Source organism: Neptunicella marina, from assembly GCF_014270035.1.
Classification (GTDB): Bacteria; Pseudomonadota; Gammaproteobacteria; order Enterobacterales; family Alteromonadaceae; genus Neptunicella; species Neptunicella marina.
In genome coordinates, this window is the sequence record NZ_JACNEP010000003.1 from 262,530 (window position 1) to 277,656 (window position 15,127).

A 15,127-nucleotide genomic window follows, 5' to 3' on the forward strand; every position below is an offset into this window, starting at 1 on the left:
TAATTCCTCAATTATTTTTATAGTTTTGAAGTATTTCTAATATGCGCTTTGATCACTTCCAGCGCAGGACGATTTTTGCCACCCTGAGTAACTACAATGTTCGCTTTATGGCGGCAGGGTTGAATAAACTGATGGTACATGGGTTTTACTGTTTTTTCATATTGTTTGGCTACTGAATCCAGAGTGCGTCCACGTTCGGTTAGGTCTCGCTGAATACGTCTTAATAAACATATATCCAAAGGCGTGTCCATATATACCTTAAGGTCAAACAGTGGCATTAATTCTGGGGATGCCAGTAATAAAATACCTTCAACCACCACCACCCGATGGGCTGTTACCTCTGTTAATTTCTGCAGGCGAGTATGTGTCTTAAAACAGTAATGAGGATACTGTATGCTTTTGCCTGCCTTAAGGTCACGTAAATGCTGAGCCAAAAGTTCGTGTTCAAAGGCATTCGGATGGTCGTAATTGGTTTTTTCCCGTTCAGACATTTCCAGATGTGTTTGATCACGATAATAGTGGTCTTCACATAAAACCAATACGTCAGTATCAATCTGTCGTAGTTCATCACACAAGGTTTCGGTAAATAATGACTTACCTGAACCTGAGGCACCAGAAATAGCAATTATATGAGGTAATGTCATGGCATAGAGGCGTGGTAGTTTAAACGTTGCAAAGGTTACCAGCGACGATGAAAAAAGCCAGTGTTAGAGCCTAAAATAGTACCAAATAAACTTACCTGAACATGGAATTATTAGTTTTTTAGCCGTGTATGGTCGAAAAGTACCCGAAAATGCTTATTTTCCTATGAATTCAAGACTGTTTGCATCGATCCCTTCCAAGGCATAATTATGTAGCTTGGAGCGTGAGCCTTCTCCCTGCGCCTTGGGAGGATAATAAGGGGATTTAAGTTCCGGTGTGTCTTTATATATTTCATCCAGTGCCGCGCGTATTTCACTGAGCATTTTGTCTAAATTTGAACTGAAATCCGGGCGTTTGCGTATCGTATGCCCAAGTTCGATTAAGCGATAAAAATTACGACTGGCAAGCTCAAGTAATTCTGGTGGCAGATTTTTATTGTGGTTGAGGGTGGCATCATCACTTTTACTACAATAGTCGAGTAATGCGACGTAGAAGCAAAAGGGTTTATTGGACATTTGCACTGATTTTCCATCTGCACTGTTGGTTAATGTCCGGTTGTTTAAATTGATAATCAGTTTAGGTTCTTCAATACGTTCAGGTACTTGCCGGTGTTCTTTTTTCCAACGGTTTATCAGGGGCAACGAAACCAACATTATCAACACTGAACCAATTACCGGATAAAATGACAAACTGCTGATGAATGGAAAAGGTATTCCATCCAGCCCTAACTCAACTTTCTGATAAGGTGTGGTTAAAACCTGAGTGCTGATTATGCCGTTAAAGCCCTTATTTTCCGGGGCGTCCACTCCCTGAATATAGGCGATCCTGACAGGAAATTTTTGTGATTCGAGCTGCTGATTTATATTCTGTTGGTAGTCAATAATGGCTTGTTTATTCGCGACTTGTTTCATCGGTTTATTAGCAATTTGCAACAGAGGTAAATCCAGCGCGACACGATTGATAACTTTGCCGGTTATTATTTCAATTTGATGCTGATAGCTAAAATAAGCTGCCGTGCTAAACAACAGCTGAAAAAACGCATATAACGCTATCGCACTTCCTGCAATGGCAAACTGTATTGGATTAATTCGCTGTATTGAGGTTTTCATCGCAGTTACCTGTCAATGTTAGCTGTTTAAAATAACTGGACTGTGTTTGTTTGGCTATAGTGGCCAAAACCTGTTGTATCGCACAATACAAATCGACGTTATCGGTATCCATTTTTAAATACCAGGTAGAACCCTTAATTTGCTCGTCAATGGGCGTGATGTAATTCTTAAATAAAGTATCTTGATCCGTTTCCTGCCAATAAGTTGATATTAAGTCTACCTGACCGGAGGTTAGCAGTTCACGCAGTTCTGCGTGATTAGAAGCAAACTGAATATGCAGGTTATTCGGTGATAAGCCCAATGATTTCATCATGCGAATTGGAATAATATGCCCCGAACGACTCGTGGGGTAATCGACCAGACCAATTCGTTTGCCCAACAGATATTCTTTGGAAATCACTGGTTTTTCGCGCAGTGATATCAAATAAGCCGTGTAATCCGGGTAAGAGCCAACCTCTTCATAACCGTAGGTGGTTTCTGCTTTAACTGCGTCCATTAGGTTTTTTTTAACTAAGGCTAAATCAGCTATCCCTTTACCTGTAAACTGAAGAACCTGATCTTCCCCTGTGCTCCAGTAAACATCCACTGCGCCATATTGTTTAGCAACAACACTGTTACTGCATAACAACCTGCTGAGTTTATTGGCTACTTGCTGGTCGTTAATATAGGCAATTAGTTTTGTGGACTGATTATTTCCCTGAGTTTGACAATGTATTGAAAAGGATAAGCCGGGTTCGATCGTTGCTTTGGATAAGGTCACTGATTTTTGACCTAAAACGGCCATTGCTGTTGCAACAAGCAGGGTACAGATAACTATTGAAATTCGAATATCAATCATAAGCGCTTGCCAAACTTTTTTTAACAAGGGGGATGATACTGGTATTTGAACAATTAATCTTACTTATTGCAATAAATAAAGTTATTTTTATGATGTAAGTGTTTGAAATATATATTTTATTAACAGCATATTATGAATATTAATGAGGGGTAGCTGTTTTTGCTGTGGAGAGGAAAATTTGTCGGGCTTTTTGCTTATGGAAAGCGAAGAATTTGTACTAGGATTTAAATTGTTTCAATAATAAGTAAAATAGATAGTTGTAATCTAAATGTAATATTTGCAGCTTAAAATTTTATAAAACTCTATACACACTCTAACTTAGGAAAAAAACATGTTACACAAGCTAAATCTGACCCGCGTTGCTGGTGCAGTCGCGTTGTCGTTGGCATTGGGTAGTGCCAATATGGCGTTTGCCGCGGATACGTCTTCATCGGTTCGCGGAACAATTGTTGGTCCAAACGGTCAACCAGCTCCGGGCACGAAAATTGTTCTTATCCACCAACCTTCAGGAACCGTAACTGAAGTTGTTACAAATGAATCAGGTACATTCAGTGCTAATGGTCTTCGTGTTGGTGGTCCTTACCAAATCGTTATTGATTCTGATACTTTCCAGGATCAAACAAAAAATGACGTATTCTTACAGTTAGGTCAGACATTACGCTTATCTGAACAGCTTGGAAATGCTGATAGCATGGAAAGCATTGTTGTTACTGGTAGTGCACTGTCTTTAACTGAAAACGCAGGTAGTTCCAGTGTTTTTGGTTCCGATTCAATTAACAACAGCCCATCTTTCGATCGTGACCTTAAGGACGTTCTACGTCAAAACCCTTTGGCGACCTCTTTAGGTGGTGATGACAATGCGTTCTCTGTGGCTGGTGCAAACCCGCGTTTCAACAGCTTGAACGTTGACGGTGTTGGCCTGAACGATGACTTTGGTCTAAATGGTAATGGTTACCCAACTCAGCGTTCACCTATTTCTTTAGATGCTATCGATCAGATTACTATCGATACCAACCCGTACAACGCTAAATTCGGTGGTTTCAGTGGTGCACGTATTAACGCTGTAACCAAGTCTGGTACTAACGAATTCCATGGCGGTGTTTTCTACGATAAAACTTCTGATAGCTGGGCTGGTGACTACGACACCAATACTTCAAAAAATAATGAAGTTGAAGGTGTTAAAAGCGACACTTGGGGTGTGCATTTAGGTGGTCCAATCATCAAAGATAAATTGTTCTTCTTCGCAAACTACGAAAGTTTCGAAAAGCCAACTTTATCTAACTATGGTCCAGACGGTTCAGACAAGCCTCTGTCTACTAACCTGACTCTAGACGAATACAACCAAATCGCGCAAATCGCTAGTGAGCGTTACGGTATAGCCGATATTGGTGACTGGAAAGGTACACCAAAAGAAGAAGATGAAAAAATTCTTGTTAAGTTAGACTGGAACATCAATAACGACCATCGTGCATCATTCACTTTTAACCGTGATGAAAGTAACGATATTCGTAATGTTACCAGCGGTAGCAGTTCATTAAATACATCTACTAACTGGTATAACTACCAGCAAAACATGGATTCATACGCTGCTCATTTATACTCTGACTGGAACAGCGACTTCACGACTGAAGTAGCCATTTCTTATAAAGATGTAGAATCCATTTCAGGTATTGCTACCCGTGATTACGGTAAAGTAAGCATCGACCGTTCTATTAACTTTGGCCCGGATAACTATCGTCACGCTAACGAATTGCAAACCAAAACATGGCGTGCAAATTTTGAAGGCGAATACTTAATTGGTGATCATAAATTAGGTTTCGGCGTTCAGTACGAGCGTAACGATATCTTCAATATGTTTGCTGAAGCAACACTGGGTACCTGGACTTTCGATAGCATTGAAGATTTTGCTAACGGAAACGGTGAATTGTTCTACGGTAATGCGCCATCTAACAATCAGGAAGACACTGCTGCTTCTTTGGTTATGGGTAGCTACTCTACTTATATTCAGGATGACTGGGCATTCAGCTCTGATATCGACCTGACTTTTGGTATCCGTTACGAAAGAATTTTTGCAGATGATAAACCAGGCTATAACCCTAAATTTGTAGAGCGTTATGGTTATGATAACCAGGAAAACCTTGATGGTTTCGATATCTGGTTACCTCGTGCAGGTTTTACCTGGTATGCTGACGATGCATTAACTGTTCACGGTGGTATTGGCCTGTTCAGTGGCGGTAAGCCAAACGTATGGATTTCTAACTCATACAGCAAGAGTGGTATTAACTATGTTACTAATACCATGTCTTATGAAGGTCTGACTTCTCTTAAAGTTCCACAGGATATTAAAGATTCATTAGCTAACGTTGAAGCTGATGGTGAGACAGATGTAATCGATTCAGATTTCAATATCCCTTCTGAATGGCGTTACAGCTTAGGCTTCGATTATAACTTCGATATGCCTGTACTGGGTGATGACTGGAACTGGTCTGCAGAGTATATCTATGTAGATAAGCAGGATTCATTGGCATGGCGTGATCTTGGCCGTAAGCCAAGTGGTGAAACCACGCTTGATGGCCGTATCATTTATGAGCCGGTTGATCCTTCAAGCCCTGATCACTATGACATCCTGATGACTAATGCTGATAAAGATGGTCATTCAAACGTGTTCACTACCAGCCTGAACAAAACCTGGGATAATGGTTTCAGCATGTTCGCGTCTTACACTAATCAGGACGTAGTGGATGGTAATACTGGTACCAGTTCTCAGGCGGCGTCTAACTACAAATATGATGTAGTGGTTAACCGTAATGTGGATTACTTAGGTACAGGTAACTACGAAATCAAGCACAGCCTGAAATTATCACTGGGTTATACCAATGAGTTCGTAGATGGCTATGCTACCCGCATGAACCTGTTCTTTGAACGCCGTTCAGGTCGTCCTTATGGATGGGTAATGGGAACTTACAGAAATGAGTCTTTGGGTGACCAGTACTATCTGTCTCGCTACAATGCTTATACTCCATACATTCCTTCAGGTGCCGATGATCCAAACGTTGCATATGATGGCATGACCTATCAGGAATTCATGAATGATTATGTAATTCCTGCCGGTTTAGAAGGTTATGCTGGTGGTTATGTTGCTAAGAATGCTTCTGTACGCCCTTGGGTAACAACAATGGATTTCTCAATCCAACAGGATATTCCTGGTTTTATGGACGGTGATAAGGGTACATTAACTTTCACCATTAAAAACCTGGCTAACCTGTTAAACAAAGATTGGGGCCACGTATATAATCCAACTGATGGCGATTACAACAAAGAATTCGCCAACGCTGATTGGAATGATGCTGGTCAAATCGTTTATAGCCCTAACAGCCGTTCTAAGATTGGACCAACTGACGCTGAAGTTAGTTCTTACAATATCGAAGGTGACGAGTCTGTTTGGTACATCAAAGTGGGTGTTAAATACACTTTCTAAGATTGCTTAAAAGCAGTACAAAAAAAGCCGGCTTATGCCGGCTTTTTTATTTTAAATCAGTGTGTTAAAACGATTGTTGATTAAATTAAGAGTGCAAAGTAATGTCAAAAGTTTATGCTGTGTTTTGCTGGAGTATAGTGTTTATGTCACAGATTGTTGCGGCTAGCGAAACGCTAAAAGTGGCCACCTTTAATGTTAGCATGGAAGCAACAAACTATGTTGCCAGGGAAAGTGATATTAAAGGTAATGAGCTATTTGAGCGACTGGCGACGTCTGAAAATCCACATATTAAAAATATTGCGGCGATTATCCAGCGAATAAACCCGGATATTATTCTGCTTAATGAATTTGACTACACGCCGGATGAAAATAAAGGGGTAAAAGCCTTTGTTAAGCATTACTTAAATAAGGATCAGCCAGGCAGCAAAGGTATAGATTATCCTTATTATTATATTGCTCCCGTTAATACTGGTGTTGACAGCGGAGTGGACTTAAACCGTGATGGTGTCGCGAGTGGAAAGGGTGACGATGCATTTGGTTATGGTGTCTATCCCGGTCAATATGGCATGGTGTTACTCAGTAAGTTCCCAATTGATAAAAGCAAGATCCGCACATTTCAGCTGTTTAAATGGCGCGATATGCCAAATAACATGCTAACCACGATTCAGGATAAACAGGGTAAATCCTGGTATTCAGCTGATGCACAGGACGTTTTAAGGTTATCTTCAAAATCGCACTGGGACGTACCTGTCAATGTGAATGGTAAGACCGTTCATATTCTTGCAAGTCATCCGACACCTCCGGTTTTTGATGGCCCTGAGGATAGAAATGGCAAACGTAATCATGACGAAGTGCGCTTTTGGGTTGATTATCTTAATGCCGGACAAAATGCAGCTTACATATACGATGATCAGGGGCAACACGGCGGTTTCAGTGGTAAGCGTTTTGTGGTGTTAGGCGATTTAAATTCTTCGCAGGATGAAGGGGATTCCTATAAGGATGCCATTGGTGGCTTGATTAACCACACAACCATAATCAGTGAACCTGCGCCCATGAGCGAGGGAGGAAAGAGACATTCGCCTGATAATCCATTTGCTGCAACACATACTGCTGGTTGGCGCATGCGCGCTGATTATGTTTTACCTTCTGAGTATGGCTTTTCAATTAAGCAAAGTGGCATATTTTGGCCTACTGAACAGCAGGCCGATTATGTACTTATTAAGAACAGAGAAAGTTCTTCTGATCACCGTTTAGTGTGGGCTGAGTTAGTGCTCACCGATAATGACTAGACGTTATCGAACAAACTTTCTACCAGTTTTAAGGTCGCTTCAATATTGGATACGTCTGCTGGAGCGATAAAAATTGTATCGTCTCCGGCAATGGTACCTAATACGCCATCAGCCGGGCTTAATGAGTCTAATAAGCGTGCAATAAGCTGAGCGGCACCGGGGCTGGTACGAATGATCACCATTACGTTATTGTGAACAATATCGAGTACCAGGTGCTTCAGTGGGCTTTTCGCTGTCGGCATGCCAAACTCTGGTGGTAAGCAATACACCATTTGTCCTTTGGCGTTGCGCGCTCTTACCGCGCCATGTTTACTTAGCAAACGCGAAATTTTAGACTGGCTGACATTTTCAAACCCAAGTTCATTTAAAGCGTTGGCAATTTCAGTCTGAGAACCAAATTTCTCCGCTTTGAGAATTTCTTTAAAAGCTTTAATGACTTCATCTTTGGGTTGTGACATGCAGGGTTCCTGTAAATTTGTTAGCGCTCTATTTTGCCCAAACTATTGAAATTTCTCAATTTGAACATATTTATGCATAGATTTAGCAAAATGAACAACATAATTGCCTTAATTTCGCATAAATCCGCTATGGTTAATGGGCAAATATATTTCAATTTTTGCGGTGCTGTAGTAGTGTTGCAGCCCGCAAAGTTCTTGATTCACAGGAGAAAACAATGAAAGTCGTCGTATTAGGTGCAGCTGGTGGTATTGGGCAGGCACTGTCTTTATTACTGAAAACCCAATTGCCAGCCGGTTCTGAACTGGCATTGTATGATGTTGCACCTGTAGTACCTGGTGTAGCGGTTGATTTGAGCCACATTCCGACAGACGTAAAAGTGACCGGACATGGTAAAGATGAGCTGGAAACTGCATTATCTGGCGCGACAATTGTTTTGATCCCTGCTGGTGTGCCAAGAAAGCCAGGCATGGATCGTTCAGATTTATTTAATATTAATGCGGGTATTGTGCGTAACCTGGTTGATGCCATTGCCGACACCTGCCCATCTGCATGCATTGGAATTATCACTAACCCGGTTAATACCACAGTTGCGATTGCGGCCGAAGCGTTAAAAGCCAAAGGTGTGTATGATAAAAACAAATTGTTTGGTGTAACCACGCTGGATGTAATCCGTTCTGAAACCTTTGTTGCTGAACTGAAAGGTTTAAACGCCGCAAACGTTCATGTACCTGTTATTGGTGGTCATTCTGGTACGACTATCCTGCCATTGCTGTCACAGGTTGAAGGCGTAAGCTTTTCTGATGAAGAAGTGGCTAGCCTGACTCATCGTATCCAAAACGCGGGTACCGAAGTGGTTGAAGCCAAAGCGGGCGGTGGTTCTGCAACTTTATCAATGGGTCAGGCTGCGGCGCGTTTCTGCCTGTCTTTAGTTGCTGCTATTAAAGGTGACAACGTAGTTGAATATACCTATGTTCAGGTTGATGATTCTGCTGATGCTGCCTTTTTCGCTCATCCGGTTCGTTTAGGGCCAAACGGTGTGGAAGAAATTCTGCCTTATGGCGAGCTAAGTGAATATGAGCAAAAAGCCAAAGACGATATGTTAGATGGCTTACGTAAAGATATTCAGTTGGGTGTTGATTTCGTAAACGCTTAATTATCTTATGATTAAAAAAACCAGCTGTGAAGCTGGTTTTTTTGTTTGTGGGATCTGTATTTTAGAGTTGTTTATGCCGCGCGCTCTACCGCAATACCTGCCAGCGCAACTAATGCATCTTTGTACTCTGAATCAGGTAAAATCTGCACATATTCAATCGCTTTTTGAGACTCTTCAATCGCCCGTTGTTTGGTATATTCAATTGCGCCGGTTTGTTGCATGGCTTCGAGAATTTCATCCAGATGCTGCATACCAGTATTGTTCTCTATTGCATCACGAATAAGTTGCTGTTGATGCTGATCCCCATTCCACATTGCATATAGTAAAGGTAGCGTTGGTTTGCCCTCTGCTAAATCGTCACCGACGTTTTTACCCATTTCCTGAGCATCGGCAACATAATCCAGTACATCGTCTACCAATTGAAATGCGGTGCCTAAATGCATACCGTAATACTGCATGGCTTTAGTCACCTGTTCGTTTTGGTCAGTTAATATAGCGGCTAGCTGAGTTGCGGCTTCAAATAAACGTGCGGTTTTGCTGTAAATGACCTGCATGTAGCTTTGTTCGGTGGTATCCGGGTCATTGCAGTTCATTAGCTGTAAAACTTCACCCTCGGCTATTACATTGGTCGAGTCAGATAAAATTTTCATTACCTGCATATTTTCCAGCGTGACCATGAGCTGAAAAGAACGGGTATAAAGAAAATCACCAACTAATACACTGGCCTGATTACCAAATAATGCGTTAGCGGTTTCTTTACCACGGCGCATGGTGGATTCGTCAACCACGTCGTCATGTAATAAAGTTGCGGTATGAATAAACTCAATAATTGCTGCCAGCCTATGGTGTTGATCAGTCTTTATGCCAAGAGCGCGTGCCGCAAGTACTGAAAGTAAAGGACGCAGGCGTTTACCACCACTATTGATAATATAAAATCCAAGTTGATTAATTAGCGCGACATCAGAACTTAATTGTTGTTGAATAAGCTGATTAACTTTCAACATGTCGGGTTCGGCTAATTGCTGTATGCGGGTTATATCCATCGACGTCTTTTTATCTGTCCGGTAAGGTACTTAGGGGCGGGATTCTGGCAAAAAAAAACACGATTATCCAGTCTGTATAGCGATAGTGTAAGTTGTTCAAAATAAATCCGAATTTGCACTTGCGGCAGAATTTCACTTCGCGTACAATTCGCGCCCTGTTTATGAATCGAATAGCGTCTGCATGACGCAAAGAGCGGAGTTTAATATGTACGCGGTTTTCCAAAGTGGTGGTAAACAACACCGTGTGGCTGAAGGCCAGACCGTTCGTCTTGAGAAGATCGAAATTGCGCCAGGTGAGTCTGTCGAGTTTGATAATATCTTGATGGTAAGCAATGGTGACGATGTTAAAATCGGCACTCCTTATGTTAACGGCGGTAAGGTAACAGCTGAAGTTATTACCCATGGTCGTGGTGAGAAGATTAACATTGTGAAGTTTCGTCGTCGCAAGCATTCTCGCAAGCAAATGGGCCACCGTCAGTGGTTTACTGAAGTTAAAATCACTAGCATCAGCGCTTAATAGGAGTACGAAAAGATGGCACACAAAAAGGCGGGTGGTAGTACCCGAAACGGTCGTGACTCAGAAAGTAAACGTTTAGGTGTTAAGCGTTACGGTGGTGAATCAGTATTGGCCGGCAATATTATTGTTCGTCAACGTGGTACAAAGTTCCACGCGGGTGACAACGTAGGTTTAGGTAAAGACCACACCTTGTTCGCTTTAACTGAAGGTAAAGTGAAATTTGAAGTGAAAGGTCCTAAAAACCGCAAATTTGTAAGCATTGTTGCTGAATAAGCACTGTTTATAAAAACGTTTTTGAAAACCCCGCATCAGCGGGGTTTTTTATTGGGAGAATTTAGTCTCCCGTTAAAAGTTTGAATCGCAGTAGTTAAAGTTCATAATCTTATACTGAACTTTGCGCATTAAGGTGCATCATGAAATTCGTAGATGAAGCAGAAATCCGGGTTGAAGCCGGGGATGGTGGAAACGGTATTGTCAGTTTCCGCCGGGAGAAATACATTCCTAAAGGTGGTCCCGATGGTGGTGACGGTGGTGATGGTGGTAGTGTTTACCTCGTTGCTGATGAAAACCTCAATACCTTAGTGGATTATCGCTTTGAACGTTTTCATCGCGCCGAGCGTGGCCAAAATGGTCAACGAACTAATTGTACTGGTAAAAAGGGCTCTGATTTAGTTGTTCCTGTTCCAGTTGGTACCCGTGCCACTGATGAGGATACCGGGGAAGTGCTGGGAGATCTTACTGTTCATCAGCAAAAACTATTGGTTGCCAAAGGTGGATATCATGGCTTGGGCAATGCACGTTTTAAGAGCAGCACCAACCGTACACCACGTCAAAAAACCAATGGCACTCCTGGTGATATTCGCAATTTAAAACTGGAACTGATGTTATTGGCTGATGTTGGTTTATTAGGGTTACCTAATGCCGGAAAGTCTACTTTTATTCGCAGTGTGTCTGCAGCAAAACCTAAAGTGGCAGATTATCCATTCACTACGCTGGTGCCTAATCTGGGGGTGGTGCGCTTGCATAATCAGCGTAGTTTTGTGATTGCAGATATCCCCGGCTTGATTGAAGGTGCAGCCGAGGGAGCGGGTCTTGGTATCCAGTTTCTAAAGCATTTGGAACGTTGTCGTATATTGTTGCATCTGGTTGATGTATTGCCCCCAGATGGCAGTAATCCGGCAGATAATGCCAAAGCCATTATCTCCGAGCTTGAAAAGTATAGCGACAAATTAGCTGCCAAACCGAGATGGTTAGTCTTTAACAAGGTTGATCTATTGTTGCCCGAAGAGGCTGATGAAGTATGTCAATCTGTTATCGAAGCGCTTGATTGGCAAGGACCTAGTTATCGTATTGCTGCATTAAATAAACAAGGCACTGACGACCTGTGTCACGAAGTGATGACCTTTATTGAAGAACTGCCACCAGAAGTTATCGAAGATCCCGCTGATAAAGAAATCGCATTTAAATGGGATAATGAACCGAAACACGACGTTGAAGACTGGGATGACGATGATGACGACTTTGACGACGATGATTATGACGTTGAGGTTATTTATCAGAAATAAATCTCAAGGGAGTTGATGTAGATAATGATCATTTCAATGATAGCTGCGATGGCAAATAATCGTGTTATTGGTGCGGATAATAAGATGCCATGGCACTTGCCGGCAGATCTGAAACATTTTAAACAGGTAACGCTGGGCCATCCAGTTGTCATGGGACGCAAAACCTATGATTCGATAGGTAAGGCATTACCCGGAAGATTAAACGTTGTTATAACGCGAGACAGCGCGTTTAAGCCAGATGATGCAACAGTAGTTACTTCACCTGAAGCTGCATTAAAACTGCTTAAAGATCAGACTGAAGTCATGATTATCGGAGGGGGCAGTATTTATCAGCACTTTTTACCTGACTGTCATCGTTTGTATCTCACTTTCATCGACCTTGAAGTGGAAGGGGATACCTGTTTCCCGGATTATGCAAAATCAGCCAGCTGGAAGCAGGTTGAGCAACAACAGAATCTGGCAGACGACAAAAACCCTTATAATTATCAGTTTGTGACGCTGGAACGTCAGGATTCAGAATAGCTGGGGTCTGTTGATCTTTGCTGTATAAATTTTGTTCTAACTAAACGCTTTTTAATCGCGGCGCTTATTTGCAGGCCTAATGGATTAAGTCAAAAATAAGCAACAAAGAGTAAAATGTGTTTAGGACGAACCCTTCGGGCAACGTTTGCGCGGCATTTCTACTGCTTCAGCACTCATTTATGTAGAACAACTACACCACATTCGTGCTTCATGGTTTAAATACCGCGCAACTCGTTGCAAAAATATACAGCAAAGATCAACAGACCCTAGGATACTATTTCATCTGAATAAAAAATCCCGCTTATAAAGCGGGATTTTTGTTTGGTCTGACTGGCAATTATACGCGGAACTGCCTGATTGATTCCTGTAGCTCTTCAGCCAGTTTAGCTACTTCATGGCTGGAATCAGAGGTTTGCTCTGCACCATGCACTGTGTGTTCGGCAATGGATACAATGCTTTCCAGTTTTTCACTGATTTCCTGCGAAACCTGATTTTGTTCACGGGCTGATTGTTCAATCTGCGCGCTCACATCATAGGCTTTGTGTACAGCGTCAGTGATAGTATTGAGTGCTAAAGTTGCCGTTTCTGTTTGTTCAACACATAACTCAGTCTGTGATTTACCTTGCTGCATGACTGCTACGGCTTTTTCAGCGCCGGCCTGCAACATTTCAATCATAGAGTGAATTTCCTGAGTTGATTCCTGAGTACGACTGGCTAATGTGCGTACTTCGTCAGCAACCACTGCGAAACCCCGGCCTTGTTCACCAGCACGCGCCGCCTCAATTGCAGCGTTTAGTGCGAGTAAGTTAGTTTGATCGGCAACACCTCGGATTACGTCTAAGATACCGCCAATGCTTGCGCTGTCCTGATGTAACTTATTGATCACCTCTGCTGCAGACTCCACTTCCCGCGCCAATGCGATAATGGTATTTTTGTTCTCTTCAGAGATTTTCTTAACACGTTCAGCTTCGTTGTCAGCATTCTTGATTTGGTTCAGTGTGTCTTCTGCATTACGAGTGACTAACTCAGAAGTGCTGTTCATTTCAGTGGTCGCAGTTGCAACCTGAGCAATTTGAGATTTTTGTTCCTGAATTGAGCTGGTGGTTTCTGTGGTCACCGCAGAGGTTTCTTCTGAAGCCGCAGCTAATTGCCCTGCACGTGAGCCTATACCAATAATCAGTTCTTTCAGACTATCAATCAGGTTGTTACAGTTTTTCGCCAAGGTACCAAATTCGTCATCTGATTTGTCATCCAGCTTCTGGGTTAAGTCGCCACCAGAGATGATTTTCAGCATGTCGTTAACCTTATTCAGTGGCACTGTAATAGCACGTACGCTTAAGGTAGAAATCAGGAATGCAGCAACCGCCGAAATCAACATAAATACGTAGGTAATGGTGGTACCGCGACTAACAGAGTCATTTACCAGCGATTTTATTTGCTGAGATTTTTCATTGGCCTGATTAAGCAAGTTATCGATATTGGTTAATGCGTCACCCATATTTTGCTCGGAATTGGACAGGGCTTTAGCCGCTTTGACTTGCTCATTTAAGCGGGTAATTTGGTTTTGTACCAAACCGTTACTGCCGTTTAATGTTTCAGTTAATTCAGATATTTTCTGATTAACATCAGACAGCATTCCCGTGGTATCTCTGCTACCAGCCGCTTTGTTAATGTCGTTGTGTTTTTCGACCACATCGGCAATTTTCAGCTTCAACTCGTTACCAATGGTTTCTGCTTTAGTCAGGTTTTTGGTTTTGGAGTAATCGGTACTTACTGCCACAAGCGACATCAGCTTGGTTTCCATATCAGAGCCAATTTTGGCTGCCTGGGCTAAGGCACCGCTTTGTGCTGCATCAGAGTCTGAAAAATCTAACAGCAAACTTGAAGTATCTTCAGTGTGCTCTTCAATATCACCCAATTGATTCTGAATAATGCCTTCCAGCGTTAAATTAGCTTTTGTTCCTTCAAACATTGCGCGGGCATTAGTTTTGTATGAGTTATAACTACTTTCGACTGTGGCTAACGTCGTTTCCAGTTTAGGCTGACCGGAAATAACCTGTTTTAGTTTCTTCAGGCGTTGCTCGAATTTCTCTTCGTAGGTTTGGAAGTTGTCATACTCTTCATTCAAAGCGGCTAAATCTTTCTCATAATAGCTTTGAAAGGTCAGTTTACTCAGAGTCAGAAAATCCACTTTCAACCCATTGCTGCCTGTTACTGTTGGCATTGCCAGTGAATTTACTTCTTCGGTGGCCGAGTCTATTGAACTTAAGCTAACTAAAGAAGAAATACTGATCGCGAACAGAAACAAAGTGATGAGCAAAAAGCCACCAAAAACTCGCATAGCTACTGTAATTTTCATCAATACTCCTGACTCTGCGTTGCTTACAAAATGGCCGCTGATTTTACATTTATTTGGTCATTAAATGAAGTTTTAGCCATTTTAAAGGTTGGATTTTAGCGGTTTTCCGCCAAGTTATTGTAAAAGTTGGTAAATTTATATCGTCACTAAAAG

Annotated in this window: 13 protein-coding genes; 7 read left to right on the forward strand and 6 right to left on the reverse strand. The window is 42.0% G+C overall.

From position 1 onward, the window contains the following. Positions 1-17: 17 nt before the first annotated feature. The 3 genes from udk to H8B19_RS05795 all read right to left on the reverse strand — a co-directional run bounded on the left by udk (position 18) and on the right by H8B19_RS05795 (position 2,589). Positions 18-644, reverse strand: a complete 627-nt coding sequence (gene udk / locus H8B19_RS05785; RefSeq protein ID WP_186505850.1) for a uridine kinase — start codon at positions 642-644, stop codon at positions 18-20. A gap of 153 nt (positions 645-797) precedes the next feature. Beyond that, positions 798-1,751, reverse strand: coding sequence for a hypothetical protein (locus H8B19_RS05790; protein ID WP_186505851.1), 954 nt, complete (start codon positions 1,749-1,751; stop codon positions 798-800). Further along, on the reverse strand, positions 1,726-2,589 hold the full coding sequence (locus tag H8B19_RS05795) for a PhnD/SsuA/transferrin family substrate-binding protein (protein WP_241737490.1): 864 nt from the start codon (positions 2,587-2,589) through the stop codon (positions 1,726-1,728). Before H8B19_RS05795 ends, H8B19_RS05790 begins: the two co-directional genes overlap by 26 nt. A 331-nt stretch (positions 2,590-2,920) precedes the next feature. On the opposite strand from H8B19_RS05795, the gene H8B19_RS05800 reads away from it, so the two are divergent. Further along, complete coding sequence (locus H8B19_RS05800; RefSeq protein ID WP_186505852.1) at positions 2,921-6,067, forward strand: TonB-dependent receptor; 3,147 nt, start codon at positions 2,921-2,923, stop codon at positions 6,065-6,067. Positions 6,068-6,210: 143 nt separating this feature from the next. Beyond that, the gene (locus tag H8B19_RS05805) at positions 6,211-7,356 is read left to right on the forward strand and encodes an endonuclease/exonuclease/phosphatase family protein (RefSeq protein ID WP_241737491.1); all 1,146 of its coding nucleotides are present in this window, start codon (positions 6,211-6,213) and stop codon (positions 7,354-7,356) included. On the opposite strand, the gene argR is transcribed toward H8B19_RS05805, so the two are convergent. After that, positions 7,353-7,814, reverse strand: coding sequence for a transcriptional regulator ArgR (gene argR / locus H8B19_RS05810; protein WP_186505854.1), 462 nt, complete (start codon positions 7,812-7,814; stop codon positions 7,353-7,355). The two genes, H8B19_RS05805 and argR, sit on opposite strands and share 4 nt — an antisense overlap. Before the next feature lie 215 nt (positions 7,815-8,029). Between argR and mdh the strand changes: the two genes are divergently transcribed. Further along, on the forward strand, positions 8,030-8,968 hold the full coding sequence (gene mdh, locus H8B19_RS05815; RefSeq protein ID WP_186505855.1) for a malate dehydrogenase: 939 nt from the start codon (positions 8,030-8,032) through the stop codon (positions 8,966-8,968). A 71-nt stretch (positions 8,969-9,039) separates the two neighbouring features. Here mdh and ispB read toward each other — a convergent pair whose 3' ends face one another. After that, positions 9,040-10,011, reverse strand: coding sequence for an octaprenyl diphosphate synthase (gene ispB / locus H8B19_RS05820; RefSeq protein ID WP_186505856.1), 972 nt, complete (start codon positions 10,009-10,011; stop codon positions 9,040-9,042). A 205-nt stretch (positions 10,012-10,216) separates the two neighbouring features. Between ispB and rplU the strand changes: the two genes are divergently transcribed. The 4 genes from rplU (at position 10,217) to folA (ending at position 12,615) form a co-directional block, all read left to right on the forward strand. Further along, complete coding sequence (gene rplU, locus H8B19_RS05825; RefSeq protein WP_186505857.1) at positions 10,217-10,528, forward strand: 50S ribosomal protein L21; 312 nt, start codon at positions 10,217-10,219, stop codon at positions 10,526-10,528. Between the two features lie 15 nt (positions 10,529-10,543). Then, a complete protein-coding gene (gene rpmA, locus H8B19_RS05830) occupies positions 10,544-10,801 on the forward strand; it encodes a 50S ribosomal protein L27 (protein ID WP_186505858.1) in 258 nt (85 codons plus the stop codon). 140 nt (positions 10,802-10,941) lie between these two features. Continuing rightward, positions 10,942-12,093, forward strand: a complete 1,152-nt coding sequence (cgtA, locus tag H8B19_RS05835; protein WP_186505859.1) for an Obg family GTPase CgtA — start codon at positions 10,942-10,944, stop codon at positions 12,091-12,093. A gap of 24 nt (positions 12,094-12,117) precedes the next feature. Then, positions 12,118-12,615 carry a type 3 dihydrofolate reductase gene (gene folA / locus H8B19_RS05840; protein ID WP_186505860.1) on the forward strand — a complete coding sequence of 166 codons (498 nt, stop codon included), beginning with the start codon at positions 12,118-12,120 and terminating at the stop codon, positions 12,613-12,615. A 337-nt stretch (positions 12,616-12,952) separates the two neighbouring features. Here folA and H8B19_RS05845 read toward each other — a convergent pair whose 3' ends face one another. Next, positions 12,953-14,974 (reverse strand): methyl-accepting chemotaxis protein, encoded by a 2,022-nt coding sequence (locus tag H8B19_RS05845; protein ID WP_186505861.1) that lies wholly within the window; start codon positions 14,972-14,974, stop codon positions 12,953-12,955. Between the last annotated feature and the right edge of the window lie 153 nt (positions 14,975-15,127).

Coding starts and splice junctions, on each gene's coding strand:
- udk (WP_186505850.1), bottom strand. CDS start 644: ATGACATTACCTCATATAATTGCTATTTCTGGTGCCTCAGGTTCAGGT.
- H8B19_RS05790 (WP_186505851.1), bottom strand. CDS start 1,751: ATGAAAACCTCAATACAGCGAATTAATCCAATACAGTTTGCCATTGCA.
- H8B19_RS05795 (WP_241737490.1), bottom strand. CDS start 2,589: ATGATTGATATTCGAATTTCAATAGTTATCTGTACCCTGCTTGTTGCA.
- H8B19_RS05800 (WP_186505852.1), top strand. CDS start 2,921: ATGTTACACAAGCTAAATCTGACCCGCGTTGCTGGTGCAGTCGCGTTG.
- H8B19_RS05805 (WP_241737491.1), top strand. CDS start 6,211: ATGTCACAGATTGTTGCGGCTAGCGAAACGCTAAAAGTGGCCACCTTT.
- argR (WP_186505854.1), bottom strand. CDS start 7,814: ATGTCACAACCCAAAGATGAAGTCATTAAAGCTTTTAAAGAAATTCTC.
- mdh (WP_186505855.1), top strand. CDS start 8,030: ATGAAAGTCGTCGTATTAGGTGCAGCTGGTGGTATTGGGCAGGCACTG.
- ispB (WP_186505856.1), bottom strand. CDS start 10,011: ATGGATATAACCCGCATACAGCAATTAGCCGAACCCGACATGTTGAAA.
- rplU (WP_186505857.1), top strand. CDS start 10,217: ATGTACGCGGTTTTCCAAAGTGGTGGTAAACAACACCGTGTGGCTGAA.
- rpmA (WP_186505858.1), top strand. CDS start 10,544: ATGGCACACAAAAAGGCGGGTGGTAGTACCCGAAACGGTCGTGACTCA.
- cgtA (WP_186505859.1), top strand. CDS start 10,942: ATGAAATTCGTAGATGAAGCAGAAATCCGGGTTGAAGCCGGGGATGGT.
- folA (WP_186505860.1), top strand. CDS start 12,118: ATGATCATTTCAATGATAGCTGCGATGGCAAATAATCGTGTTATTGGT.
- H8B19_RS05845 (WP_186505861.1), bottom strand. CDS start 14,974: ATGAAAATTACAGTAGCTATGCGAGTTTTTGGTGGCTTTTTGCTCATC.